Origin of the sequence: Streptococcus sp. 27098_8_66, assembly GCF_041431945.1 — a bacterium.
Taxonomy (GTDB): Bacteria; Bacillota; Bacilli; order Lactobacillales; family Streptococcaceae; genus Streptococcus; species Streptococcus dentalis.
In genome coordinates this window covers 19,176-44,105 of the sequence record NZ_JAPVYS010000005.1, presented here as the reverse complement: position 1 = coordinate 44,105, position 24,930 = coordinate 19,176, and the positions used below count along the sequence as shown (strand labels likewise).

The 24,930-nt window shown below is 44.1% G+C and carries 25 protein-coding genes; 21 read left to right on the top strand and 4 right to left on the bottom strand.

Annotation, left to right across the window (positions count from 1 at the left end; translation table 11 throughout):
* The first annotated feature begins 39 nt into the window (after positions 1–39).
* Positions 40–555, top strand: coding sequence for a hypothetical protein (locus tag O3642_RS05435; protein WP_003012953.1), 516 nt, complete (start codon positions 40–42; stop codon positions 553–555).
* Between the two features lie 61 nt (positions 556–616).
* Complete coding sequence (gene nrdI, locus O3642_RS05430) at positions 617–1,072, top strand: class Ib ribonucleoside-diphosphate reductase assembly flavoprotein NrdI (RefSeq protein WP_045760033.1); 456 nt, start codon at positions 617–619, stop codon at positions 1,070–1,072.
* 194 nt (positions 1,073–1,266) lie between these two features.
* Here nrdI and O3642_RS05425 read toward each other — a convergent pair whose 3' ends face one another.
* Together O3642_RS05425 and argS are read right to left on the bottom strand one after the other, a co-directional pair.
* Entirely contained in the window at positions 1,267–1,512 is a 246-nt protein-coding gene (locus tag O3642_RS05425; RefSeq protein WP_003002110.1) for a hypothetical protein, read from the bottom strand.
* 153 nt (positions 1,513–1,665) lie between these two features.
* The gene (argS, locus tag O3642_RS05420; protein ID WP_021154104.1) at positions 1,666–3,354 is read right to left on the bottom strand and encodes an arginine--tRNA ligase; all 1,689 of its coding nucleotides are present in this window, start codon (positions 3,352–3,354) and stop codon (positions 1,666–1,668) included.
* Positions 3,355–3,458: 104 nt separating this feature from the next.
* Here argS and argR point away from each other — a divergent pair, with 104 nt between their 5' ends.
* Both argR and mutS read left to right on the top strand, forming a co-directional pair.
* Positions 3,459–3,899 (top strand): arginine repressor, encoded by a 441-nt coding sequence (gene argR, locus O3642_RS05415; RefSeq protein WP_003009125.1) that lies wholly within the window; start codon positions 3,459–3,461, stop codon positions 3,897–3,899.
* Between the two features lie 120 nt (positions 3,900–4,019).
* Positions 4,020–6,569, top strand: a complete 2,550-nt coding sequence (mutS, locus tag O3642_RS05410) for a DNA mismatch repair protein MutS (protein ID WP_155127418.1) — start codon at positions 4,020–4,022, stop codon at positions 6,567–6,569.
* A 236-nt stretch (positions 6,570–6,805) separates the two neighbouring features.
* On the opposite strand, the gene O3642_RS05405 is transcribed toward mutS, so the two are convergent.
* The gene (locus O3642_RS05405) at positions 6,806–7,261 is read right to left on the bottom strand and encodes a DUF3021 domain-containing protein (protein ID WP_155127415.1); all 456 of its coding nucleotides are present in this window, start codon (positions 7,259–7,261) and stop codon (positions 6,806–6,808) included.
* A complete protein-coding gene (locus tag O3642_RS05400; RefSeq protein WP_155127412.1) occupies positions 7,255–7,695 on the bottom strand; it encodes a LytTR family DNA-binding domain-containing protein in 441 nt (146 codons plus the stop codon). The genes O3642_RS05405 and O3642_RS05400 overlap by 7 nt, the downstream gene beginning before the upstream one ends.
* A gap of 248 nt (positions 7,696–7,943) precedes the next feature.
* Between O3642_RS05400 and mutL the strand changes: the two genes are divergently transcribed.
* The 17 genes from mutL (at position 7,944) to O3642_RS05315 (ending at position 24,927) form a co-directional block, all read left to right on the top strand.
* Complete coding sequence (gene mutL, locus O3642_RS05395) at positions 7,944–9,887, top strand: DNA mismatch repair endonuclease MutL (RefSeq protein ID WP_155127409.1); 1,944 nt, start codon at positions 7,944–7,946, stop codon at positions 9,885–9,887.
* Between the two features lie 20 nt (positions 9,888–9,907).
* Positions 9,908–10,501: a Holliday junction branch migration protein RuvA gene (gene ruvA, locus O3642_RS05390; protein ID WP_049515236.1), complete on the top strand. Its 594-nt coding sequence runs from the start codon at positions 9,908–9,910 to the stop codon at positions 10,499–10,501.
* A gap of 9 nt (positions 10,502–10,510) precedes the next feature.
* Positions 10,511–11,065, top strand: coding sequence for a DNA-3-methyladenine glycosylase I (locus O3642_RS05385; RefSeq protein ID WP_155127406.1), 555 nt, complete (start codon positions 10,511–10,513; stop codon positions 11,063–11,065).
* Between the two features lie 97 nt (positions 11,066–11,162).
* Complete coding sequence (locus O3642_RS05380) at positions 11,163–12,431, top strand: competence/damage-inducible protein A (protein ID WP_371605565.1); 1,269 nt, start codon at positions 11,163–11,165, stop codon at positions 12,429–12,431.
* A gap of 120 nt (positions 12,432–12,551) precedes the next feature.
* A complete protein-coding gene (recA, locus tag O3642_RS05375) occupies positions 12,552–13,697 on the top strand; it encodes a recombinase RecA (RefSeq protein ID WP_155127400.1) in 1,146 nt (381 codons plus the stop codon).
* Between the two features lie 87 nt (positions 13,698–13,784).
* A complete protein-coding gene (gene spx / locus O3642_RS05370; protein ID WP_155127397.1) occupies positions 13,785–14,183 on the top strand; it encodes a transcriptional regulator Spx in 399 nt (132 codons plus the stop codon).
* A 135-nt stretch (positions 14,184–14,318) separates the two neighbouring features.
* The gene (locus O3642_RS05365; protein WP_371605564.1) at positions 14,319–14,915 is read left to right on the top strand and encodes an SP0191 family lipoprotein; all 597 of its coding nucleotides are present in this window, start codon (positions 14,319–14,321) and stop codon (positions 14,913–14,915) included.
* A 123-nt stretch (positions 14,916–15,038) separates the two neighbouring features.
* Positions 15,039–15,305, top strand: a complete 267-nt coding sequence (locus O3642_RS05360; RefSeq protein WP_003002070.1) for an IreB family regulatory phosphoprotein — start codon at positions 15,039–15,041, stop codon at positions 15,303–15,305.
* Positions 15,305–15,724 carry a Holliday junction resolvase RuvX gene (gene ruvX / locus O3642_RS05355; protein ID WP_003002199.1) on the top strand — a complete coding sequence of 140 codons (420 nt, stop codon included), beginning with the start codon at positions 15,305–15,307 and terminating at the stop codon, positions 15,722–15,724. Before O3642_RS05360 ends, ruvX begins: the two co-directional genes overlap by 1 nt.
* A gap of 22 nt (positions 15,725–15,746) precedes the next feature.
* On the top strand, positions 15,747–16,052 hold the full coding sequence (locus O3642_RS05350) for a DUF1292 domain-containing protein (protein WP_003001941.1): 306 nt from the start codon (positions 15,747–15,749) through the stop codon (positions 16,050–16,052).
* A 311-nt stretch (positions 16,053–16,363) separates the two neighbouring features.
* Positions 16,364–17,596, top strand: a complete 1,233-nt coding sequence (locus O3642_RS05345; RefSeq protein ID WP_371605563.1) for a folylpolyglutamate synthase/dihydrofolate synthase family protein — start codon at positions 16,364–16,366, stop codon at positions 17,594–17,596.
* 76 nt (positions 17,597–17,672) lie between these two features.
* Positions 17,673–18,083, top strand: a complete 411-nt coding sequence (locus O3642_RS05340) for an SP_0198 family lipoprotein (protein WP_003012851.1) — start codon at positions 17,673–17,675, stop codon at positions 18,081–18,083.
* A 276-nt stretch (positions 18,084–18,359) separates the two neighbouring features.
* Positions 18,360–19,895, top strand: coding sequence for a cardiolipin synthase (gene cls, locus O3642_RS05335; protein WP_320911091.1), 1,536 nt, complete (start codon positions 18,360–18,362; stop codon positions 19,893–19,895).
* 169 nt (positions 19,896–20,064) lie between these two features.
* Entirely contained in the window at positions 20,065–21,903 is a 1,839-nt protein-coding gene (locus O3642_RS05330; protein WP_155214219.1) for an MFS transporter, read from the top strand.
* A 122-nt stretch (positions 21,904–22,025) separates the two neighbouring features.
* Positions 22,026–24,236: an anaerobic ribonucleoside-triphosphate reductase gene (nrdD, locus tag O3642_RS05325; protein ID WP_155128127.1), complete on the top strand. Its 2,211-nt coding sequence runs from the start codon at positions 22,026–22,028 to the stop codon at positions 24,234–24,236.
* A gap of 11 nt (positions 24,237–24,247) precedes the next feature.
* Positions 24,248–24,388 (top strand): hypothetical protein, encoded by a 141-nt coding sequence (locus O3642_RS05320; RefSeq protein ID WP_003002079.1) that lies wholly within the window; start codon positions 24,248–24,250, stop codon positions 24,386–24,388.
* 38 nt (positions 24,389–24,426) lie between these two features.
* Positions 24,427–24,927, top strand: coding sequence for a GNAT family N-acetyltransferase (locus O3642_RS05315; protein WP_155128124.1), 501 nt, complete (start codon positions 24,427–24,429; stop codon positions 24,925–24,927).
* Positions 24,928–24,930: the final 3 nt, after the last annotated feature.

The window sequence follows — 24,930 nt, the reverse complement described above, 5'->3', positions numbered from 1 at the left end:
CGCGATATAATAGGTTGTAAGAAATGAAAAGGAGTTTGTATGAAAAAGAAACCTATCTATCTTTACATCCTGTTATTTTTCTCTACGGTTGGAACACTAACATCAGCTGTCTCAACCTTTGGAGCTTCAAAGAGCTTTGAATTGACAGAGAATTTCGCAAACCAACTTGGTTTAACAACGGCTCAAGACAAGGCTGACTACGTGGCGTATTATGAGAAATCAGCCCAACTCAATCAGTCTCCACTAGCCTTTTTATTTGTTTCCCTGATTCTGATTGCCTTACTGGCAACTTTCTATTTTCTCTTTATGAAGCAGGATCTGTTAACAGCCCATTATACTTATATGGGGCAGATTTTGTTAAGTCAAGCCTTCTCTTGCTATAATTATTTTGCAGGGCGTCCGCTATTGGCTAGTTTTTCAAGCCCAGCACTTCGTCAACGATATCTGGCATCTTCATTGTTCGCTTTGTTGCTCTTGACTGCTTTGACTCTTCTCTTCCTTGGAATTGTTTTGTATAAAACCTTGCGTTTGAGAAAAGCTCAAGCTACGGCATAATAGATCAGTTTGAATAGAGCTCTCTTAAAGGATAAGAGAGCTTCTTGATTGGAGAAAAAAGATGAAAGTATCCTTTGTTTATATTAGTCTGAGTGGAAATACAGAGAGTTTTGTCCGCCGCTTAAGTGACTATTTGCTGGAAGCCCATCCCGGACTTGAAATTGAGAAAGTTCATGTGAAAGACCTGGTCAAAGAGGGCCAACCCTTCTTTGAAATGACCAATCCTTTTATCACTTTTTTGCCAACCTATTTGGAGGGTGGAAATGGTGTTGACAATGGCGATGTGGAAATTTTGACGACAGATGTTGCGGATTTTATTGCTTATGGAGACAATGCCAGTAAGTGCTTAGGAGTGGTTGGATCAGGCAATCGGAATTTTAACAATCAATATTGTTTAACCGCTAAGCAATACAGCCAGCGCTTTGGTTTCCCCATGTTAGCCGATTTTGAAATGCGGGGGATGTTGGGAGATATTAAAAAAGTAGCCGCCATTGTAGAAGATTTGTACCATCTTTAAAACAAAGAGAGGCTGGGACAAAAGTCCTAGCCTCTTAATTGTTTTTGGATTGTCGAGCAAGATGCAGTGGTTGAGTGGGCTCTACTACGCTGATTTCATCAGCTTTTACAGCCCTACTCAACTGTGCGGAGGTGGGACGACGAAATCGAATTCTAACGAATTACCGATTTCTGTCCCACTCTCTCTTTTACGCTTTATTTTAATTTTTCAGTGATTTCTTTAGCAAGTAAGAGCCCTAATCGATAGTCTTTATTGATGGTATGGATGACATCGTTGATATTGTCGGTCTCTTGGATTTTTTCCTTGATGCTATCTTTGAAAGCTTGATCTTTCAAGAGTTGCTCTTGTAAGAGCCGTTGTAGTTTTTCTCTTTCGTACTTGTTAAATAAAAAGAGAACCACTAAACTGATGAGGATTAAGATGTAAACGGTTTGATTCATAGATTACTCCTGTATATAAAGGATCTGAAAATGTAGAGAATGAAGGGCAATGGACATGAGAAAAGGAGTGAGAAAGAACTAAATTGAATCGCATTTAGTTTCTCCTCTCACTCCCATAAGAGATGTTCTACTTATCAATCATTAGATAAGAAATTACATTTTCTCAGGTGCATCGACACCAAGTAAGCGAAGGGCTTCTTTTAAGACTACTGCAGTTGAATAGCTAAGAGCAAGACGGCTTTCGCGTTCTGGGCTTTCATCCAAGATACGAGTGTGTGCATAGTATTTGTTGAAGGCTTGAGCCAAGTTGATAGCATATTTTGCGATCAAGGATGGATCATAGTTTTCAGCGGCACGTTTGACAACACGAGAGAAGTCTTGGAGAAGCTTGATGATCTCCCAGCTTTCTGGGTCGCTCAAGCTGTATGTCGCATCTGTAGATGGTGTGAAGTTGGCTTTGCGAAGGATGGATTGGATACGAGCGTAAGCGTATTGAACGTAAGGTCCAGTTTCTCCTTCGAAGGATACCATGGCTTCGAGGTCAAAGTCATACCCGTTGCGGCGGTCTGTCTTCAAGTCGTAGAATTTAACCGCACCAACACCGACTGCATGTGCCACTTCTTCCTTGTTTTCCAATTCAGGATTCTTTTCTTCGATCTGAGCTTTGGCACGAGAGATGGCTTCTTGAAGAGTTGGTTCGAGAAGGATGATATTTCCTTTACGAGTTGACAATTTTTGGCGGTTTTTTGTCACCAAACCAAAGTCAACGTGAACCATATCGTCGCTCCAGTCAAATCCCATTTTCTTCAGAACAGCTTTCAACTGACGGAAGTGGTTGGATTGTTCTTGCCCTACAGCATAGATGTTTTTCACAAAGTTGTAAGTCCGTGCACGGTAGATAGCGGTTGCGATATCACGCGTGATGTAAAGAGTGGCACCGTCTGATTTCTTAATCATAGCTGGTGGAAGGTTCACATCATCCAACTCAACGATGCTAGCACCCTTAGACTCTTTCAACAAGCCTTTGTCTTCAAGGATTTGGACAGCTTCATCCATCTTGTCATTGTAGAAAGCTTCTCCGTTTAAGCTGTCAAATTCAACACCGAGGAGTTTGTAGATACGGTTGAATTCTACCAAGCTTTCGTCACGGAACCATTGCCACAACTCAGTCGCTTCTGGATCTCCATCTTCCAGTTTCTTGAACCAGAGACGTCCTTCATCATCAAGCTCAGGATCGTTTTCGATTTCAGCGTTGATCCGAACGTAAAGTTTTAGCAATTCATCGATTGGGTTGGCTTCGACAGCTTCCTTGCTACCCCATTTTTTGTAGGCCACCATCAAGAGACCGAACTGTTTACCCCAGTCCCCCAAGTGGTTGATTTTAATTGTGTTGTAGCCCATTTTGCGGAAGATGTTTGAAAGAGCATCCCCAATAACGGTTGAACGCAAGTGACCAACTGAGAATGGTTTTGCGATATTTGGACTTGAAAGGTCGATGGTAATGTTTTGGCCATGACCTTCGTCTTGTTGACCGTAGTCTGCCCCTGCTTCGATGACGGATTTGATTACCTGATCAGAGATCTTAGATTTGTCTAAGAAGAAGTTCACGTAAGGTCCAGTTGCAACAACTTTTTCGAAGGCGCTTTGGTCGATTTTTTCAGCAATATCTGCAGCGATTGCTTGAGGAGCCTTGCGTTCCACTTTTGCAAGTGAGAAGGCTGGAAAAGCAATGTCACCAAGATCAGATGATTTTGGTTGTTCAAGCAAGTTTAAAATAGCATCTTGGTCAAGAGAGTCAATCACTTTGGCCAATTCACTAGCAATGAGTTCTTTATTGTTCATATTAGCTCCTTAGTCCTTTTAACTATTATTTTAACACAATTCTGAGCGAATTTTCAATTTTTTTGGTATAATTTAAAGTATATTTATTCAAAAGTGGAGGTCCAATGAAAAAGACAGAACGTCACCTTTTGATTCAACAAATGATTCGAAATGAAAAATTGTCGACTCAAAAAGAGATCCAGGATCGATTAGAAGCAAAAGGAATTGCTGTAACGCAAACAACTCTGTCACGAGATTTGCGCGATCTGGGTCTAGTCAAGGTGAAACGAAAAGACCAGTTGTATTATATTTTGCCCAATGAGCCTGAGGTGGCAGAGATTTATATTATGTTGTCCAGCCATGCCAAGTCGGTCTCACGAGCAGAATTCACCTTGGTCTTGCGGACAGAGCTAGGAGAAGCAGCTCTCTTGGCCAATGGTGTAGATGAAATGTCAGATGAGCGTATTTTGGGAACAGTAGCAGGGGCCAATACCCTCTTGATTGTTTGTCGAGACCAAGATGCAGCCATTGAAATTCAAAATGAAATTTTAGGGATGATGCAGTAGTCAAGCCCCGTTGGAGAGAAAGAGAGATGTCAAAAGGAGGAAGATAGTGAGCTATCTACTCCTGTTTTCATCTATGGAGCTTGCGTCAGAAAATGATGCAAGAGTAAGGAATAAAGAAGTATGGCAGTAGAGAAAATATCTCCTGGAATGCAGCAGTATCTAGATATCAAAAAAGACTATCCGGATGCCTTTTTGCTGTTTCGAATGGGAGATTTTTACGAATTATTTTATGAAGATGCAGTGAATGCAGCTCAAATTTTAGAGATTTCCTTAACATCACGGAATAAAAATGCAGAGAATCCAATTCCCATGGCAGGTGTTCCCTACCACTCAGCTCAGCAGTATATTGATGTTCTCATTGAACAGGGCTATAAGGTCGCGATTGCAGAACAAATGGAAGATCCCAAAGAAGCTAAGGGGGTCGTTAAGCGGGAAGTCGTACAGGTGATTACGCCGGGTACAGTGGTGGATTCGACCAAGCCAGATAGTGAGAACAACTTCCTGGTTGCTTTGGATCGTTCAGGAAATGATTATGGGCTAGCCTATATGGATCTGGTGACAGGAGAGTTTCAGGTGACGACCCTCAATGACTTTAGCATGGTTTGTGGAGAAATCCGCAATTTACGTGCGCGTGAGGTGGTCCTGGGTTATGAGTTGCCAGAACAGGAAGAGCGTGTGTTTGTGAGCCAGATGAATCTCTTGCTGTCACATGTAGAGACGGCGCTCGACGATGTTCAACTCTTAGGGGATCAGTTGAGTGAGCTCGAAAAGAAAACGGCTGGAAAACTTCTCCAGTATGTCTACCAGACACAAATGCGGGAATTGAGCCACCTCAAAAAAGCCCATCATTATGAGATTTGCGATTTCTTGCAGATGGACTTTGCGACCAAGGCTAGTCTTGATTTGACAGAGAATGCTCGGACTGGGAAGAAGCATGGTAGCTTGTATTGGTATTTGGATGAAACCAAGACGGCCATGGGAGGTCGTTTGTTGCGCTCCTGGATTCAGAAACCCTTAGTCGATTTGAAACGGATTCGAGAGCGCCAGGACATCATTCAGGTCTTTATGGATCATTTCTTTGAACGGAGCGATTTGACCGACAGCCTCAAAGGGGTCTATGACATTGAACGCTTAGCGAGTCGGGTTTCCTTTGGTAAGATCAATCCTAAGGATCTCTTGCAGCTAGGAGATACTCTGGGTCATGTGCCGACGATCAAGTCGATTCTACTGGGGATTGGTGATCCGGTCTTAGATGTCTTGATTGCACGCTTGGATGAACTTCCCGAGTTGCACCGCTTGATTACCTCAGCTATTGCTCCGGAAGCGTCTGCTGTTATTACAGAGGGAAATATTATCCGAACTGGGTTTGACGACCAATTGGACCAGTACCGTCTTGTTCTCCGGGATGGTACTGGTTGGATTGCTGAGATTGAGGCCAAGGAGCGCGAAGCCAGCGGCATTACAGGTCTAAAGATCGATTACAACAAGAAGGATGGCTATTATTTCCATGTCACCAATTCTCAATTGAGTCACGTTCCTGCTCACTTTTTCCGCAAGGCGACCTTGAAAAATTCAGAACGCTTTGGTACGGAGGAATTGGCACGCATTGAAGGAGATATGCTAGAGGCGCGTGAGAAGTCTGCTAATCTGGAATATACGATTTTTATGCGGATTCGTGAAGAAGTTGGCAAGTATATCCAACGTCTGCAACAGTTAGCTCAGGCGATTGCGACGGTTGATGTTTTACAGAGTTTAGCCAGTGTCGCCGAGTCGCAACAGTTGAATCGTCCTCTCTTTCATGAAGAACGGCGAATCGCGATCGACAAAGGTCGTCATCCGGTTGTTGAGAAAGTGATGGGAGCCCAATCCTATATTCCTAATAGCATCTTTATGGATGAAGAACGGGATATTCAGCTGATTACGGGGCCAAATATGAGCGGGAAGTCTACCTATATGCGCCAATTGGCGATCATTGTGATTCTTGCCCAAATTGGATCCTATGTACCAGCGCAAAAGGCCGAGTTGCCAATCTTTGATGCGATTTATACCCGGATCGGAGCTGCTGATGACCTGGTATCGGGTCAGTCTACCTTCATGGTGGAAATGATGGAAGCCAATCACGCCATTTGCAAGGCAACGCCCCAGTCCTTGATTTTATTTGATGAGTTGGGACGGGGAACGGCGACCTATGATGGGATGGCTCTCGCCCAGTCCATCATCGAATATATCCATGATCGGACCAGAGCCAAAACCTTGTTTGCGACCCATTACCATGAGTTGACGGCTCTCTCAGAGACCTTGTCCCGTTTGGAAAATGTTCATGTTGCGACCTTGGAGCGAGATGGTCAGGTTACCTTCTTGCACAAGATTGAACCCGGCCCAGCAGATAAGTCCTATGGGATTCACGTGGCTAAGATCGCTGGTTTGCCAGAAGAGTTACTGAAGCGGGCGGATGCAATTTTGACCAAGCTCGAAGGACAAGCCCAGCAAGTACCGCTTGCGGATGCAACTCCTAAAAAGGAAGTGTCTTCGCAGGTTGCTGAACAAATGTCCCTCTTTGAGGAGGAGACAGAAAATACGGTGATCACAGAATTGAAGAATCTGGATCTCTACAATATGACTCCCATGGAAGTCATGACGGCAGTGGCCGAATTGAAAAAGAAATTGTAAAAAAGGGAGTGGGAAAGAACTCTGATTGGATAAAAAGAGTTCGTTTTCCCACCCCCGCATAGCTTCAACAGTCTGGGAGACTGTTGAAGGTTGCAGATAAAGGAAACATTGTTTCCGTCCACATAGGTCATCTTTGGAGCTTAATAGCGAACGAAGATACCAATCAACCACTGCGTCATACAGTTATGCCTATTAAACATCGAAGGCTGGACAGTTTTTGCCCAGCCTTTTTTCTCTTAGTGGTTAGTAATGCTTTGATTGATTTCTTGGACTTGTTTTTTATAAAAATGATAGGAGACCAACCAGATGATCACGTAAACGAGGGTGAATTCGACAACGAGTGAGAGGTAAAATCCGAGTCGTACTGGAAACCAGCCAGCCAAAGTAGCCAGAGGAATAAACCCAAGTAACATGAGTAGGTAATGGCTTAGAGTAGCCCGTAAGAGGCTCCAGTCTTTTTGAAAGAGGAGACTTCCGAAGCTAAAGAGGACCCCAATCGCACCCCAAACGAGGGCGCAATAGAGCATGACCAGTGAGCCGTGAACATGATGCAAGAACATCCAGCGGCCGACTGCAGAGTTGGGGCTTAAGGGAAGGTACAACTCAGGTGAGAAGAGGTAGGAAAAGAAGATGGATAAGATGAGCCCGATGAAAATCCCTTTTAGGGCGTCAGAAAAAGATTGTTTTAGCATGATAATTTCTCCTTAATGGCTTTCAAGTAACGACGGGAGGAGTAGGTCAGACTCCCGTTTTTAAGATGGATTTGCACAGATCCTCCACCGGTAAAGTGCAGGTGATCGATGGATTGGGTGTTAATAATTTCAGATTGGGAAATTTTGAGAAAGAAGGTCGGCAAGTCTTCAGATAGCTGATAGAGTGGTCCAGTCAGAATAAATTGATCTGTCATGGTCTCACCAATTACTTGCCGATTTTCAATGTAAAAACGTTGGAATAGCTGGCTTTCGATCAGGTAAGCTTCCCCATCCTTTTTGGCACGTAAGCGCCCTTTTTGATCCAATTCTTCCACAAAGTCACGGATTTTCTCTACACGCGCAGACAGTGCAGGTGCTGTGATTATCACCGCTTCTTCTTGGAAGTGGGAATCAATGTGTACTTCTACTTTCATAAGATATTTTCTCCCTCCTTTGGGTAAAGTCGGTTGGCCTGCTAGCCCGGCTCTTTCTTTACACTACTATTAAACACTTTTTCCAAAGGGAAGACAAGGAGATTTGTCTATGTGGTCGTTTTCTTTGCCTATACGGTTTTTAAGGAAGAAGATGGGACTGGCCTCTATTTTTTAAGAAAGGGAGTCTTGTAGATCTGTGGTATAATAGAGCTACATGTATCGGTGAAAAAATAGGTAAAGGAGCAGACATGTCACAGATTATTGAATTGCCAGAAGTCCTCGCCAATCAGATTGCGGCAGGTGAAGTAATTGAACGACCTGCAAGCGTGGTCAAGGAATTGGTTGAAAACTCGATCGATGCTGGGGCAAGCCAGATTGTTGTCGAAATCGAAGAAGCAGGATTGAAGTCGATTCGGATTACAGACAATGGGGAAGGAATTGCGCACGATGAGGTCGCTTTGGCCCTCCGTCGACATGCGACCAGTAAGATCAAAAGTCAAGCGGATCTTTTTCGTATTCGAACGCTTGGTTTTCGTGGTGAGGCCATGCCTTCCATTGCTTCTGTCAGTATTCTAACCCTTCTAACGGCGCAAGAAGGAGCTGCCAACGGGACCAAATTAGTCGCAAAGGGTGGCGAAATTGAGGAAGTGGAGCCAGCGACAAGTCCTGTCGGGACCAAGATCACAATAGAAGATCTCTTTTTTAATACACCTGCTCGTCTCAAGTATTTAAAGAGCCAGCAGGCAGAGCTATCCCATATCGTGGATATTCTCAATCGCTTGAGCTTGGCCCATCCTGAGATTGCCTTTACCTTGATCAATGATGGAAAAGAAATGACCAAAACAGCGGGGACGGGCAATCTCCGGCAAGCCATTGCAGGTGTCTATGGCCTCGCGTCTGCTAAGAAGATGGTGGCCATTGAAAATCGCGACCTAGATTTTGAAGTGACGGGCTTTGTGTCTTTGCCTGAATTGACTCGTGCCAATCGCAATTACATCAGTCTCTTTATCAACGGCCGTTACATCAAGAATTTCTTGCTCAATCGGGCCATCTTGGACGGCTACGGTAGTAAACTCATGGTGGGCCGCTTCCCGCTCGCGATCATTAATATCCAGATCGACCCTTACTTAGCGGATGTCAATGTTCACCCGACCAAGCAAGAGGTTCGCATCTCCAAAGAACGAGAACTAATGGCCTTGATCTCCCAGGCTATTGCGAACGCTTTGAAAGAGCAGGACCTGATTCCGGATGCTCTAGAAAATCTAGCCAAGTCGACTATTCGTCGAACAGAAAAGCCAGTACAGACGACCCTGCCTTTAAAAGAAAACCGCCTCTATTATGACCGAGAGAGTCAAGATTTCAAGCTTCGACCAGAGGTGGCAGATCCTCAATTGCCTCTAACAGATGAGGTTGTTACTGAAGCTAGAATCCAAGAAAACCCAGTAGAAAAACCGACAAGCGCGATTAAGTTTGCGGAAAGAAAGACTGCGGTTTATGATGAGCTGGATCACCCAGAGCTGGATCTGGCTAGTCTAGACAAGGCCTATGATAAGTTGGATGGGGAAGAACATTCGACCTTCCCAGAGTTGGAATATTTTGGTCAGATGCATGGAACCTATCTCTTTGCCCAAGGCAATGAGGGGCTTTATATCATTGACCAGCACGCGGCCCAAGAGCGGGTCAAATACGAAGAATACCGGGAGAGCATCGGGAACGTAGACGGCAGTCAGCAACAACTGCTGGTGCCTTATATCTTTGAGTTCCCTACAGACGATCTGATCCGCCTGCAACAGCGCAAGCACCTCTTAGAAGAAGTGGGCGTCTACTTAGAAGAATACGGAGCCAACCAGTTGATCTTGCGGGAGCATCCGATCTGGATGAAGGAAGAAGAGATCGAGTCGGGTATCTACGAAATGTGTGACATGCTCCTCTTGACCAAGGAAGTGTCCATCAAGAAATACCGAGCTGAGTTGGCCATCATGATGTCCTGCAAACGCTCTATCAAGGCCAACCACACACTGGACGATTACTCTGCACGAGATCTGATCTATCAACTGTCCCAATGTGATAACCCTTATAACTGCCCTCATGGTCGTCCGGTCTTGGTCAACTTCACCAAGTCGGATATGGAAAAGATGTTCCGACGCATTCAGGAAAATCACACCAGTCTGCGGGAATTGGGCAAGTATTAAACAAACAATAAAGGAATCTTATGTACGAATACATTAAAGGAATTTTAACGAAAATCACCGCTAAATACATTGTGGTAGAAACAGCTGGGATCGGCTACCTTTTGCATGTGGCCAATCCCTATGCCTACTCTGGCAAAATGAATCAAGAGGTGCAAGTCTACCTGCACCAAGTGGTTCGGGAAGACGCCCACCTTCTTTATGGTTTTGCAACCGAAGAAGAGAAAAAGCTCTTTTTAAACTTGATCTCAGTCTCTGGGATTGGACCTGTCTCAGCTCTGGCCATCATTGCTGCAGATGACAATGCAGGCCTTGTCCAAGCCATCGAAAGCAAGAACATCACCTACTTGACCAAGTTTCCAAAGATCGGCAAGAAAACAGCCCAACAGATGGTTTTGGACCTAGAAGGTAAGATCAATCTTGATCTAGAAGATGCACCAGCTCAGTCTAAGGCCAAAGTTGCAGAAGAAAACCAAGCCCTTGAAGAAGCTATGGAAGCCATGTTGGCCTTGGGCTACAAAGCAACGGAACTTAAGAAAATCAAGAAATTCTTTGAAGGAACTTCTGATACTGCTGAAAACTACATCAAGTCTGCTCTTAAGATGTTGGTGAAATAGGAGAAGAAGATGCCAAAACGTTGTGGCTGGGTCAAAATGACCAATCCGTTATATGTAGCCTACCATGATGAGGAATGGGGTCAGGCCTTCCATGATGACCAGGCCCTTTTTGAGTTACTCTGTATGGAGACCTATCAGGCTGGACTATCTTGGGAAACGGTACTCAATAAACGGCAGGCTTTCCGAGAGTCTTTTCATGCTTACCATCTTCAACGCGTCGCAGAGATGACGGATGAAGAACTGGAATCCTTGTTAGACAATCCAGCTATCATCCGCAATCGTGCCAAGATCTTTGCGACACGGGCCAATGCTCAAGCCTTTCTACAAGTCCAGGAGGAATTTGGATCGTTTGATGCTTATCTTTGGTCTTTTGTCGATGGGAAAACCATCGTCAATGATGTTCCAGATTACCGACAGGCTCCAGCGAAGACAGCTCTTTCTGAGAAGCTAGCCAAGGACCTCAAAAAGCGTGGTTTTAAGTTCACCGGACCAGTCGCAGTTTTATCCTTTCTACAAGCAGCAGGCCTGGTCAATGATCATGAGAATGATTGTGATTGGAAATAGGAACAATAAAAAGTCGCAGGTTGCGACTTTTTTAAATAATTTAGGAAATTGTGTTAAAATGAAATGAAAATTACGAATAGTATAAGTAGGAGGCACCATGAAGGCGGAAATTATTGCAGTTGGAACAGAAATTCTAACAGGACAAATTGTGAACACCAATGCTCAATTCTTGTCTGAAAAATTGGCTAGTTTAGGAATTGATGTCTATTATCATGTGGCGGTAGGAGACAATGAAGGTCGTCTCTTCTCGACCATTGAGACAGCTTCAAAACGCAGTGATTTGGTGATTTTATGTGGTGGACTTGGGCCAACAGAGGATGATTTGACCAAGCAAACCCTTGCTAAGTTTTTAGGGAAAGAACTGGTTTTTGATCCAACAGCGCTTGCCAAACTCGACACCTTCTTTGCCAGTCGCCCTGATTATGTCCGGACGCCCAATAATGAGCGACAAGCACAAATGATCGCTGGTTCAATCCCCCTTCAAAACCGTACAGGTCTCGCGGTTGGAGGTTTGATTGAAGTCGACGGTGTGACCTATGTCGTGCTACCTGGCCCACCAAGTGAGTTAAAACCCATGGTCAACGAACAATTGGTGCCTCATTTGACGACAGGGGAAGAGCTCTTTTCAAGAGTCTTGCGCTTCTTTGGGATTGGGGAAAGCCAGCTGGTTACGATCCTAGCAGATATCATTGAAAAGCAGAGTGATCCGACGGTGGCTCCTTATGCCAAGACGGGAGAAGTAACCTTGCGTCTGTCTACAAAGGCGAAGGATCAAGTCTCAGCGGATGCGATGCTCGATGTCTTAGAAAAGGAAATCTTATCACGCCACACCCTGGATCATCAACCCTTGCAAGAGTTGTTTTACGGTTATGGGGATGACAATTCGATGGTCAAGGTGGCCTTTGATCTTTTGAAACAGGCTGGTAAGACCATTACAGCTGCAGAAAGCCTGACGGCCGGCCTTTTCCAAGCGACTTTGGCAGATTTTTCAGGTGCGTCCAGCATCTTCGCGGGTGGTTTTGTCACCTATAGTTTGGAAGAAAAAAGCAAGATGTTGTCTATTCCAGCTCAAGAGTTAGAGCAACATGGAGTGGTGTCTCATTTTACAGCTCAAGCCATGGCTTCACAGGCCCGTAAGTTAACAGGATCCGATTATGGTGTTAGCCTGACCGGAGTTGCGGGGCCAGATAGTCTAGAAGGGCACCCAGCAGGGACTGTCTTTATCGGACTTGCGACTCCGAATGGAGTGGATAGTGTCCAAGTTAATATCGCTGGACGTAGCCGGGCGGATGTCCGCGAAATTGCAGTCCTTCATGCCTTTAATTTGGTGCGCTTGGCTGTATTAAATGGTGAAAATTTGGTATAATGAAGCTTGTGCCAAATGAAGAATAATTCTAAAAATGGATAGGAAATATGCCTTTCAAATGGCGGAAACCGTTGGTGAGTTGCATGAATTTCCTGTATAGTAAAAACATAGGAGAAAAGAATGGCGAAAAAACAGAAAAAATTAGATGATATCTCTAAAAAATTTGGAGATGAGCGTGAAAAAGCGCTCAATGATGCCCTGAAGTTGATCGAAAAGGATTTTGGTAAGGGATCGATCATGCGTTTGGGCGAACGTGCAGAGCAAAAGGTACAAGTCATGAGCTCTGGTTCCTTGGCGCTTGATATTGCCTTGGGTGCTGGTGGTTATCCAAAAGGTCGGATCATCGAAATCTATGGTCCAGAATCATCTGGTAAAACAACCGTTGCCCTCCATGCAGTAGCCCAAGCACAGAAAGAAGGGGGGATTGCTGCCTTTATCGATGCGGAGCATGCCTTGGATCCATCTTATGCAGCAGCTCTTGGGGTCAATATCGACGAACTTCTCTTGTCTCAACCAGACTCAGGGGAACAAGGACTTGAAATTGCTGGTAAATTGATCGACTCTGGTGCGGTTGATTTGGTGGTTGTCGACTCTGTTGCGGCCTTGGTCCCACGTGCGGAAATCGATGGAGATATCGGGGATAGCCACGTTGGTTTGCAAGCGCGGATGATGAGCCAAGCTATGCGTAAACTCGGAGCTTCTATCAATAAGACGAAGACCATTGCCATCTTTATCAACCAATTACGTGAAAAAGTTGGGATCATGTTTGGGAACCCTGAAACCACACCTGGTGGTCGTGCCCTTAAATTCTATGCTTCTGTCCGTCTAGATGTTCGTGGAAATACTCAAATCAAGGGGACTGGGGACCAAAAAGATACCAACGTTGGTAAGGAAACTAAGATCAAGGTTGTGAAGAACAAGGTGGCTCCACCGTTCAAAGAAGCTATGGTTGAAATTATGTACGGGGAAGGAATTTCACGTACAGGTGAGTTGGTGAAGATTGCAACAGATTTGGATATCATCCAAAAAGCGGGTGCGTGGTACTCCTATAACGGCGAAAAAATTGGTCAAGGATCTGAAAATGCTAAGAAATTCTTGGCTGACCACCCAGAAATTTTTGACGAAATCGACCACAAGGTTCGGGTTCATTTTGGTTTGATCGAAGAAGACGAAGCAGTGAAAACCCTTGATAAAACTGAAGAAGCAGCTCCTGTCGTAGAAGAAGTAACTCTAGATTTAGATGACGCGATTGAAATTGAAGATTAATTTTTTTCAAAATAGGTCGCTAGACTGATGGTTTTTGTGTTATAATTTAATACGATAGTATTATCGTGTGGCGAAAGGAGTGCATGCATGATTAAAATTTATACAGTGTCAAGTTGTACGAGTTGTAAAAAAGCAAAGACTTGGCTCAACGCTCACCAGCTAACTTATAAAGAACAAAACCTCGGTAAGGAAGGGATCACCAAAGAAGAATTATTGGATATCCTTACAAAGACTGAAAATGGAGTGGCAAGTATTGTCTCTTCAAAAAATCGATACGCTAAAAGTCTAGGAGTGGACATCGAAGACTTGAGTGTCAGTGAAGTCATTGACATCATCATGGAAACACCTCGTATTCTTAAAAGTCCGATCTTGGTAGATGACAAACGTCTCCAAGTGGGTTACAAAGAAGATGATATTCGTGCCTTCTTGCCACGATCAGTTCGAAATGTAGAAAATGCAGAAGCGCGGATGCGTGCAGCCCTTTAAAACGATTGAAAATCAGAAACAGTTTGTTTCTGATTTTTTCTTGTTCAAAATAGAAATGGATAGTAGTTAACTGCACCGATTTACGAAATCTATGATACAATATTTTAGAAAACAATAACTAGTAAGGAATGGAAAATGAAAAGGAAAATCTTCTTATTGGGTGCGCTTGCCTTGTGTTTGGCTGGATGCAGTCAAAAAAAGCAATCAAAAACTCCTACCTCAAGTGAGCAAAAAGCAATCAAAGCGAAAGCAGAACAGCTACAAAAGGATAATAAGAGTATCTTGCAAAAGGCAGAAGAAAATCAAGTGGTCACAAGAACCTTTGTCTTTCCAACAGATGATAAGGGGACACAACAGACGCAAATCGTCACCTATGTGGGGAATACTTTTAAAAAGTTGGAGACCATTAATGTAACGGCAACCAATGAAGAAATGAAAAAAGGGATTCAACAGGTTGGAGTTGAGGAAGCGCAAAAGCAATTGAGAGATTCCTTTAACAAGGATGATGCCTTTAAGGAAGCGTTGACAGTTCCTGGCTTCACAGCTGATTTGACCTTGGAAAATGAGAATGAATACAAGGTAACGATCACCTATAACTTTGAAGCGATGGATGTGAAGAAGGCCGAAGGTATGACTTACTTCAAAAACAATCACTTACCAGAGTTGTTGAAGCTGACACCGAGCCAATTTGCGGATAATCTCATCAATGCAGGAGCAAGTGAGCAAAAATAAAAAAACAGTTTAGATAAAATAGCTCAAAAATGCTTGAAAAAGCTGTAAAATCAAGGCTTGACCATTGTGGAAAACTCTTGATTATGGTATAATAGTAATATTCTAAGGAAAGAGGGTGTTCTTGTGGGATTTACAGATGAAACAGTACGTTTTAATCTTGATGATTCAAATCGTAAGGAAATTAGCGAGACCTTGAAAGATGTTTACTTGTCACTGGATGAAAAAGGCTACAATCCAATTAATCAAATCGTAGGATACGTACTCAGTGGTGATCCTGCCTATGTACCTCGTTATAATAATGCACGAAACCAAATTCGTAAATATGAACGAGATGAAATCGTTGAAGAATTGGTACGTTATTATTTGAAAGGGCAAGGGATAGACCTCTAATGAGAATTATGGGATTGGATGTTGGCTCAAAGACCGTTGGGGTTGCTGTGAGTGATCCTCTCGGTTTTACAGCTCAGGGTCTTGAAATCATCCAAATCGATGAAGACAAAAGAGAATTCGGTTTGGAGCGCTTAGCCGAATTAGTAGCTCAATACAAGGTGGACCGTTTTGTTGTGGGTTTGCCGAAAAACATGAACAACACCAGCGGACCGCGTGTGGAAGCCAGTCAGGCTTATGGCACGATGATTGCTGAAAAGTTTGGCTTGCCAGTCGACTACCAAGACGAACGGTTGACGACAGTTGCTGCAGAGCGGATGTTGATTGAGCAAGCAGATATTAGCCGTAGCAAACGCAAAAAAGTCATTGATAAGTTAGCGGCGCAGCTTATTTTACAAAATTATTTAGATCGCAATTTTTAGAAAGAAAACGAGGAAGAATAGTATGGCACATGATCATAACCACGACCATGAAGAACGTGAATTAATCACATTGGTGGATGAACAAGGAAATGAAACCTTGTTTGAAATTCTTTTGACCATTGATGGCAAAGAAGAATTTGGAAAGAACTATGTTCTTTTGATCCCTGCAAATGCAGAAGAAGATGAAAATGGCGAAGTTGAAATCCAAGCATATTCATTTACAGAAAACGAAGACGGAACAGAAGGCGACCTTCAACCAATCCCAGAAGACTCAGATGCAGAATGGGATATGATCGAAGAAGTCTTCAACAGCTTTATGGAGGAGTAAAAACATCCAGTGGATGTTTTTACCCCAACTCCAAGAAATTGGAAAGAGTTGGTAAGTCCGGGGGACGTTTTTAGCCCAACTCCTTGAAACTAGAGAGAGTTGGAATGTTCAGTGAACATTTTTACCCTTGCGCTAGAAATGAAGACCGCAAGTAAGTCTGGGAGACTGTATCACCCCAACTCCGAGAAATTGGAAAGAGTTGGAATGTCCGATGGACTTGCTGTAAAAATGAACAGAAAGAAATAACTACAAAAGAAAGGAGCGCAAACGTCAGAAGAGGTTTTGTCGCTTTTTTCTTTTAGGAGGAAGATGTGAATAAGATTGAGCAATGGATGAATAGTCGGATCGGTCTGAATTTTCGATCGGGACTGGATCGTATGGAGCAGGCAGTGAGCCTTTTAGGGAGGCCGGATAAGGCTTATCCAATCCTTCATGTGACAGGAACCAATGGGAAGGGATCTACAATCGCCTTTCTGCGTCAATTATTGATGGCTCATAGAAAAAAGGTTGGGACCTTTACTTCTCCTCATATGATCAGTATCCATGATCGGATTTGTATTGGGGATCAGCCAATTTCAGATGAAGATTTCACTCGGATCGGTCAAAAGGTGCAACATATGGAGCAGACCTTGCTTCAAACTCAGGATCAACTCTCTTATTTTGAGATTATCTGCCTCATGGCCCTCTTGTATTTTAAGGAACAAGCTGTGGATGTGATCTTGTTGGAAGTTGGTATCGGTGGGCTTCTAGATACGACCAATGTAGTGACAGGAGAGCTCGCAGTGATCACTTCGGTTGGCCTGGATCACCAGGAAACACTGGGAGGGACGATTGCGGCCATTGCCCAGCAAAAGGCAGGGATCTTTAAGAAGGGCAAGAAAGCTGTGGTTGGCCCCTTATCGGATGAAGCTGCAGCCGTTTGTCAAGAAAGGGCCGAGCAATTGGATGTGGATCTCCACGCCTTCCAGAAAGATTTTGGGTTAGAGCAGGATTGTTTTTGGAATGAAAGTGTGGAACTTGTCTTGCCGTCTCTGGGCTTGAAGGGTGATTACCAACGGGAAAATACTGCAGTAGCTCTGGAGGCCTTTCTCCTCTATATGGAGGGCCTAGATCAAGAAGTGGATATGGATCAGGTCAAACTGGCCTTACAAGAGACGCGGTGGCCTGGACGTCTAGAGTTGTTTGGTGACCAGGTGTATCTGGATGGCGCCCATAATCCTCATGCTATGTTGCGCTTGATCGAGTTTGTCAATAGCTTGGCAGGAAAACGCGTGAAAATTTTATTTGGGGCCCTCAAGCGAAAAGATTATAGCGGGATGCTCCAAACACTTCAAGCGGGATTGCCAGAAGCAGAATTGATTTTGACGACCTTTCATTACGGAGAAGTGGTAGCACAAGGTGACCGACAAGACTTGCCCTATGTAGCTGACTACAAGGCCTATATCAAAGAATTTATGGATCAGAGTCGTCCAGATGAAGTCTTATTTGTGACAGGATCCTTGTATTTTATTGCAGAAGTAAGGGCATTTTTATTAGAGGGGTAAACAATTGACCTAAAGACTTTCTTGGCGTATACTGGTGGTAGATAGTATACGGTTATGGCGAAAGGAGTCGTTCTTAATGAAAAAAATCATGTCTATACTGACCTTGGCAGTAGCCCTTTTCCTGACTGCTTGTAGCCAGCAAGAAAAAGCGACACAGACTTCGAGCAAACAGACGTCTGCTTCATCACAGACTGTGACTTCAGCGAGTGAAGAACAGAAAGAAGGAGTGTCCATAGATGGCAGTTATCGAGGACAGGACGAGGAAAATACGATTCTCTTAGTTGTGACGGGGCAAAAAGGCACGTTTACGGTACAAGATGCTGATGGCGAAGAAGAAACCAAAGAGGTCAGTATTGATTCGGTCAATCAATCCATGCGTATCGGGGATGAGCCTTATCGCTATCGGATCGAAGGAGATCAGTTATCGCTAGAAGACTTGGAACAGGCAGAGGATGATCAAGGGATTATCGTTTTGACCAAGCAATAAGGGACGAAACAAGAGAGAGTGGGACAGAAATCGGTAATTCGTTAGAATTCGATTTCGTCGTCCCACCTCCGCACAGTTGAGTAGGGCTATAAAAGCTGATGAAATCAGTGTAGTAGAGCCCACTCAACCACTGCGTCTTGCTCGACAATCCAAAAATAATTGAGAGGCTAGGACTTTTGTCCCAGCCTCTTTTTGTTTGTCAAGAAGGGGTTTGGTTGGTCGTTGCATCGGGTAAAAAGAATTGGTATACTAGTAGAAAGAAAAAAGGAGGATGCTGTGACCTTTCGAAAATTACGTCTATTAATGTCCAAATATGGATTTAGTATTTTGTTTATGGGCTTTGAACTATGGGCATCCTTTGCGGCCTTCTTCTGGCTCAATAGATGGTTCCCGCATTGGCTATCTGTTGCAGTCATTGGGCTCTTATATGTGTCGACGATTCTAGCTATTGTTAATCGAAATACCCCGCCTGAAAATAAGGTTACCTGGCTCTTGATTGCGGTCATTCCTGTCTTTGGATCACTCTTGTATCTCATGTTTGGAGAGCGGCGTTTGTCCAAGAAGGAAATGATCCAGTTGGAAAATATGGAGTCCATGAAGTTTCGAGAGGACAATAGTCATCAGTTGCGTAAGGAGCTCAAGCAAGAAAGCAAGGCTGTCTATGGCTTGGTTAAGTCTATTTTATCCATGGACCACAATGCGGATCTCTACAATGGGACGGCATCGACCTTTTACCCTCTAGGGGAGGAGATGTATGCGCAACTACTAGAGGATCTGCGAGCAGCGAAAAAATTTATCTTCATCGAGTTTTACATCATTGATGAGGGCTTGATGTGGAACAGCATCCTAGAGATTTTAGAACAAAAAGTAAAAGAGGGGGTTGAAGTCAAACTCCTTTATGATGATATCGGCTGTATGGCGACCTTGGCCGGGAACTATACCAAACGGTTGCGAAAGATGGGGATTGATGCCCATAAGTTCAACAAGGTGATTCCCCGTCTAACAGTGGCTTATAACAACCGAGACCACCGCAAGATTCTGGTCATTGATGGGCAGATCGGCTATACGGGTGGTGTCAATTTGGCAGACGAGTACATCAACCACATTGAGCGGTTTGGCCACTGGAAGGACAGTGCTATCCGTTTGGATGGACGGGCTGTTAAGGCCTTGACGCGACTCTTCCTCATGAACTGGTACATTAACCGTGGGGAAATCGAGGATTTTGACCGCTACCATATTGAAAACAAGGCAGTCAAAGGCGAAGGACTCTACATTCCCTATGGGAGTGGACCAAAGCCGATTTACAAGTCGCAGGTCGGAAAGACGGTTTATCAAAATATGATCAACCAGGCAACGGATTACGTCTATATCACGACTCCTTACCTGATCATCGATTATGATTTGACAGAGGATATCCGCAATGCAGCCCTTCGTGGGGTGGATGTTCGAATCGTGACTCCGCATATTCCGGATAAAAAATTAATCCAAATCGTAACTCGTGGGGCTTACTTGGATTTGATGGATGCTGGTGTGAAAATCTATGAGTACACGCCTGGTTTTGTCCACAGTAAGCAAGTGTTAGCAGATGATGAAATGGCGGTTGTAGGGTCGATTAACTTTGATTATCGCAGTTTGGCCCATCACTATGAAAATGCCGTCTGGATGTATCGGACGCCTGCCTTGAAAAAGATTCGGGAGGACTTTGACCATATCTTTGAAGTGTCTCAAGAAATTACAGAGGATACCTTCCGCTTTACATGGCACCAAAGCTTAATCAAGGAAATTATGCAATTGTTCGCACCGATGTTGTAATAGGTGTGGACATACAGAAGAAAGAGTCAGAAGCTAAGAGATCTGACTCTTTTTTCGAAGGACTATGTGGCAAGAGGCTGACACGGTCGGCAGAATTTGGTATACTAGAAAAGATAGCGAGCTTTTTTAAAAGGAAAAAGCAGAGGAACATGGAAGAAAAGGAAAAAGAATGAGCGAAAAAGAGCAAGAAATGACTTCGAAAAAGTTAGGGCTTCACGTGGGAGTTAGTTTTCAAGATACACGTGAAATTCGCGAAGTGCTAGATAAATCAGTCTTTCGTGAAGAAGAGCCGACTCATAGCCAGCAGGCAGAAGTATTGGAGGAGCCGGTTGCAATGGAAGGATTAGAGCCCATTAGTGATGCAAAGTCAGAACTAGTAGCAGAACCTGAACGAGAATCAGACCAGGAACCGGAGCAACCGCTCAGTCGGATGAGTCGTCGTTCGCGTAAAGCGGGAGTTGAAGCAACAAAAGCGGAAGTACCTAGCGTAGAAGAGAACACGGAGGAGTTAGAGGCAGATGTAGTAGCTGGGTCTGTGCGCCGTCAATGGAAGCGTCCAGTCCCTATGGAGATTCCTCTTGTGTTGAGTCTCTTGATTAGTTTACTGCATGTCGGGGTGCCATTTTTAACCCGTTTTGCCACCAATCAACAATCTCAAAATTTGTATGCTGGCTGGGCAATGACCAAGGGGCAAGTACCGTTTGGTGATTTTTACGGAACCAATGGTCTGCTCTATTATGCGATCAACTGGTTGGGAAGTTTAGCTGGTGGACATTGGATCTTGATGATCCTCCAAGCGATTGCCCTCTTCTTTGCGGGGACTTATCTCTATCGTGTTGTGCGCTTGCTGGTGTCTGATAAAGATACAGCGAAGAATGTCCAGTTACTCTTTTATTTCTTGGTGCTAGGCCTTGGTTTTGGAGGGACTTATGTGACTCTCTTTAGCCTTCCAATCCTATTTGCCAGCATGAATTTCATTTTGGCTTATCTGATTGGGTATCGTAAGGATGAAGGCTTTATCCTTTATGGTGCGATTGCAGCTGTGGCTTTCTTGATTGATCCGATGACCAGTGCCTTGTTTTATTTGTTGACCTTCCTTGGATTAACAGCCTTTAATATCAAGCAGAAGAGATGGGCACGTGGCTTTTATCAACTGCTAGCAGCTCTCCTTGGTTTTTCACTCGTCTTTTATCCAATTGGCTATATCACCGTTTTGAATCAGACTTTTGGCTATGCCATTAACCAAGTAACCTATGTCTTTAATGCCTTGAATTTCACGAATGGACAGACCTTCAGTAATGTTATTTATTACGGATTGTTGGCGCTCGCCTTTGGTTTAGTCTCTGCCTTTTTGATGTCCTTTACGAAGCAAAGTAGCAGTGCTCGCCGGATCTTCCGCTTTATGGGATGGGCAGGTAGCCTGGTAGTCCTCGTCGTGTCTATTGGTCTTCCTGAACAAGGCGCTTACCAATTGTTGCCAATGTTGCCATTTGTTCTTCCCTTGTTTGCGATCTGGTTCTCACGAGATGGGGAAGAAAACGACGGTATCGAACGTCGTGGTCGGAAGAAGAAAAACAAGGAAGTTTGGGCCGCTTACTTTACGAGCCAAGTTTTCTTACCGCTAGTAGCCCTTGTCTATCTGTTGGCGAATCCAGTGGTTCAAGATGTCGTGCTTCAGTCTGGCCAATCGAGTGAACGGAGCGCTATTGCCAGCTACATTAAACATCATACCAAGTCGAAAGATACCATTTATGCTTGGGATACAACGGCTACCATCTATCAAGAAAGTGATCGTTTGGCAGCTTCTGCCTTATTGACTCCGACGTCTTATCTGGGAATTAATGAAAATCGGACCAATGTAGTCCAACAAATCGATCGGTCTGAACCGAAGTATATTGTGGTCAATAATCAGGTAGAGTTGACCTCCAATATGAAGGACTTGCTCAAAGAAAATTATCGTCTGGTTGAGAAGAAATACAGTCATTTCAAACTCTATCAACGTTCTTAAGAAAATCAATATCTTGTGTTTTAGAAAGTTTTTTAGAATTTTCACCACAAGATATTGATTTTTATTTTTGGAGTGGTATAATACAACTTGTATGTAAATAAATGAAGAGAGGCATATTTGGTATGATCACCTTGAGAGAAGAAAAACTGAGAATGGTCCCGGATATTTTTGTTGAAAAACGAGATGGCCGCCGTGTTCAATTCGATGTTGAAAAAATTTATAAAGCCTTGTTGAAGGCGACAGAAGAAGTGACTTCTCTCACTCCAGTGATGGAAGCCAAACTAGAAGCCATTGTCGATCGTGTGATCGCAGAGATCTTGGAACGTTTTCCAAATGGCGTGAAGATCTATGAGATCCAAAATGTTGTCGAACATGAATTGCTTCAAGCCAACGAATATGCGATTGCTGAGAGCTACATTACTTATCGGACTCAGCGGGATTTTGAGCGCTCAAAAGCGACGGATATCAACTTTACGATTGGAAAACTCCTCAACAAGGACCAAGCGGTTGTCAATGAAAATGCCAATAAGGACAGCGATGTCTTTAATACGCAACGGGACTTGACGGCGGGGATCGTTGGTAAGTCTATTGGTCTTAAAATGTTGCCCAAACACGTAGCCAATGCCCATCAAAAAGGGGATATCCACTACCATGATTTGGACTATAGCCCTTATACACCGATGACCAACTGCTGTTTGATCGATTTTGAAGGCATGCTCAGAAATGGCTTTAAGATTGGGAATGCAGAAGTCGAAAGTCCTAAGTCCATCCAAACTGCAACGGCTCAGATCTCGCAAATCATTGCCAATGTAGCCTCTAGTCAGTACGGGGGTTGCTCAGCAGACCGGATCGATGAAGTCTTGGCCCCTTATGCAGAAAAGAACTACCAAAAACACTTGGCAGATGCCAAAGAGTGGGTGCTTCCTGAAAAGCAAGAGGACTACGCTTGGAGCAAGACTCAAAAAGATATCTATGATGCCATGCAATCGCTGGAATATGAGATCAATACCCTCTTTACTTCGAACGGGCAAACCCCCTTTACTTCGCTTGGCTTTGGTCTTGGAACCAATCGCTTCGAGCGGGAAATCCAAAAGGCGATTTTGGAAATCAGAATCAAGGGACTTGGATCGGAACATCGGACCGCTATCTTTCCAAAACTGATCTTTACCCTCAAGCGGGGGCTCAACCTAGAATCTGGAACCCCTAACTATGATATCAAGCAATTGGCCTTGGAATGTGCGACGAAGCGCATGTACCCAGACGTTTTGTCTTATGACAAGATTGTCGAGTTGACAGGCTCCTTCAAGGTGCCAATGGGATGTCGCTCTTTCCTTCAAGGTTGGAAGGACGAGAATGGTGTGGAAGTTAATTCTGGTCGGATGAACCTAGGAGTTGTGACGGTCAATTTACCTCGGATTGCCTTGGAATCAGGCGGAGACAAGGAGAAGTTCTGGCAAATCTTTAATGAACGGATGAACATCGCTGAAGACGCCTTGGTTTACCGGGTGGAACGCACCAAAGAAGCAACACCAGCCAATGCACCGATTCTCTACCAATATGGGGCTTTCGGGAAACGCTTGGGCAAGTACGATCAGGTAGATCAGCTCTTCCGTCATCGCAGAGCAACCGTTTCTCTTGGCTATATCGGACTCTATGAAGTCGCAACCGTCTTTTATGGTCCAAATTGGGAACACAATCCAGAAGCCAAACAATTCACGATCGATATTATCAAGGATATGAAAGCGCGCGTGGAAGAATGGTCTGACCAGTATGATTACCACTTCTCTATCTATTCGACACCGTCAGAAAGCTTGACAGATCGCTTCTGTCGCCTGGATACGGAGAAATTTGGTAAGGTTCCGGATATCACAGACAAGGAATACTACACCAATAGTTTCCACTACGATGTTCGTAAGAACCCAACCCCATTTGAGAAGTTGGATTTTGAAAAAGTATACCCAGAAGCTGGGGCGTCTGGTGGTTTTATCCACTACTGTGAATACCCTGTGCTCCAACAAAATCCAAAAGCCCTTGAAGCGGTTTGGGATTATGCCTATGACCGGGTCGGTTATCTCGGAACCAATACGCCGATTGACCGTTGTTACAAGTGTGATTTTGAGGGAGACTTCACGCCGACTGAGCGCGGATTTGCTTGTCCAAACTGTGGCAATAGCGATCCGAAGACGGTCGATGTGGTCAAACGGACCTGTGGTTATCTAGGAAACCCTCAAGCTCGTCCGATGGTCAATGGCCGTCATAAGGAAATCGCGGCGCGGGTCAAACACATGAATGGATCCACTATCAAATCAGTTGGACACCAAGTGACAGATTAGAAAAGGACATTATGGGAAAATACCAATTAGATGATAAGGGCAAGGCTCAGGTTCAACGATTCCACGAGAAGCATTCAAAGGGTGGAATCAATAAAAAAGACCGAGTAGCCAGCCTGAGAGAGCAATTTTTAAATAAAAATAAGAAAAAGTGAGAGTTCGCTCTCGCTTTTCTCGTATGGGGGAGGTAAAGATGGAATTACGCAGACCAACATTAGCAGATAAAGAAACCATTCTAAACATGATGACAGAGTTCGAAGAGACCCAGTCAGCCCACGATGGCGGATTTTGGGATGCTGAGAACTTTGATTATGAGGAGTGGCTAGAAACTAACCTTAATAAAGAAATGGGAATAGGATTGCCTGAAAATCGTGTTCCATCAATTCAGTTCGTATTGTTTGATGAATCAGGCCATGCTTTAGGTTTTTTGAATCTACGGCTGAGACTAAATGAGGGATTGCTGAATTATGCTGGTCATATTGGCTATTCCATCCGTCCCTCTGAAAGAGGCAAGGGGTATGCCAAGGAAGCTCTCCGTCAAGGTCTGCGAGTCGCTAAGGAGAAGAACATCCATCGTGCTCTGGTGACATGTAGCACGGAAAATCCGGCCAGCCGAGAGGTTATCTTAGCTAATGGCGGTCAATTTGAAGATGTTCGAATTGGAACGGAGCGTTATTGGATAGAAGTGGAGTAAAAG

Bases quoted from the DNA above. Each gene is read 5' to 3' on its own strand.
- O3642_RS05320 (WP_003002079.1), top strand. From the start codon at position 24,248: ATGGGAAAATACCAATTAGATGATAAGGGCAAGGCTCAGGTTCAACGA.
- argS (WP_021154104.1), bottom strand. From the start codon at position 3,354: ATGAACAATAAAGAACTCATTGCTAGTGAATTGGCCAAAGTGATTGAC.
- O3642_RS05315 (WP_155128124.1), top strand. From the start codon at position 24,427: ATGGAATTACGCAGACCAACATTAGCAGATAAAGAAACCATTCTAAAC.
- ruvA (WP_049515236.1), top strand. From the start codon at position 9,908: ATGTACGAATACATTAAAGGAATTTTAACGAAAATCACCGCTAAATAC.
- O3642_RS05330 (WP_155214219.1), top strand. From the start codon at position 20,065: ATGAGCGAAAAAGAGCAAGAAATGACTTCGAAAAAGTTAGGGCTTCAC.
- mutL (WP_155127409.1), top strand. From the start codon at position 7,944: ATGTCACAGATTATTGAATTGCCAGAAGTCCTCGCCAATCAGATTGCG.
- O3642_RS05340 (WP_003012851.1), top strand. From the start codon at position 17,673: ATGAAAAAAATCATGTCTATACTGACCTTGGCAGTAGCCCTTTTCCTG.
- mutS (WP_155127418.1), top strand. From the start codon at position 4,020: ATGGCAGTAGAGAAAATATCTCCTGGAATGCAGCAGTATCTAGATATC.
- recA (WP_155127400.1), top strand. From the start codon at position 12,552: ATGGCGAAAAAACAGAAAAAATTAGATGATATCTCTAAAAAATTTGGA.
- O3642_RS05350 (WP_003001941.1), top strand. From the start codon at position 15,747: ATGGCACATGATCATAACCACGACCATGAAGAACGTGAATTAATCACA.
- O3642_RS05400 (WP_155127412.1), bottom strand. From the start codon at position 7,695: ATGAAAGTAGAAGTACACATTGATTCCCACTTCCAAGAAGAAGCGGTG.
- argR (WP_003009125.1), top strand. From the start codon at position 3,459: ATGAAAAAGACAGAACGTCACCTTTTGATTCAACAAATGATTCGAAAT.
- O3642_RS05365 (WP_371605564.1), top strand. From the start codon at position 14,319: ATGAAAAGGAAAATCTTCTTATTGGGTGCGCTTGCCTTGTGTTTGGCT.
- ruvX (WP_003002199.1), top strand. From the start codon at position 15,305: ATGAGAATTATGGGATTGGATGTTGGCTCAAAGACCGTTGGGGTTGCT.
- O3642_RS05385 (WP_155127406.1), top strand. From the start codon at position 10,511: ATGCCAAAACGTTGTGGCTGGGTCAAAATGACCAATCCGTTATATGTA.
- nrdI (WP_045760033.1), top strand. From the start codon at position 617: ATGAAAGTATCCTTTGTTTATATTAGTCTGAGTGGAAATACAGAGAGT.
- O3642_RS05435 (WP_003012953.1), top strand. From the start codon at position 40: ATGAAAAAGAAACCTATCTATCTTTACATCCTGTTATTTTTCTCTACG.
- O3642_RS05425 (WP_003002110.1), bottom strand. From the start codon at position 1,512: ATGAATCAAACCGTTTACATCTTAATCCTCATCAGTTTAGTGGTTCTC.
- nrdD (WP_155128127.1), top strand. From the start codon at position 22,026: ATGATCACCTTGAGAGAAGAAAAACTGAGAATGGTCCCGGATATTTTT.
- spx (WP_155127397.1), top strand. From the start codon at position 13,785: ATGATTAAAATTTATACAGTGTCAAGTTGTACGAGTTGTAAAAAAGCA.
- O3642_RS05405 (WP_155127415.1), bottom strand. From the start codon at position 7,261: ATGCTAAAACAATCTTTTTCTGACGCCCTAAAAGGGATTTTCATCGGG.
- O3642_RS05380 (WP_371605565.1), top strand. From the start codon at position 11,163: ATGAAGGCGGAAATTATTGCAGTTGGAACAGAAATTCTAACAGGACAA.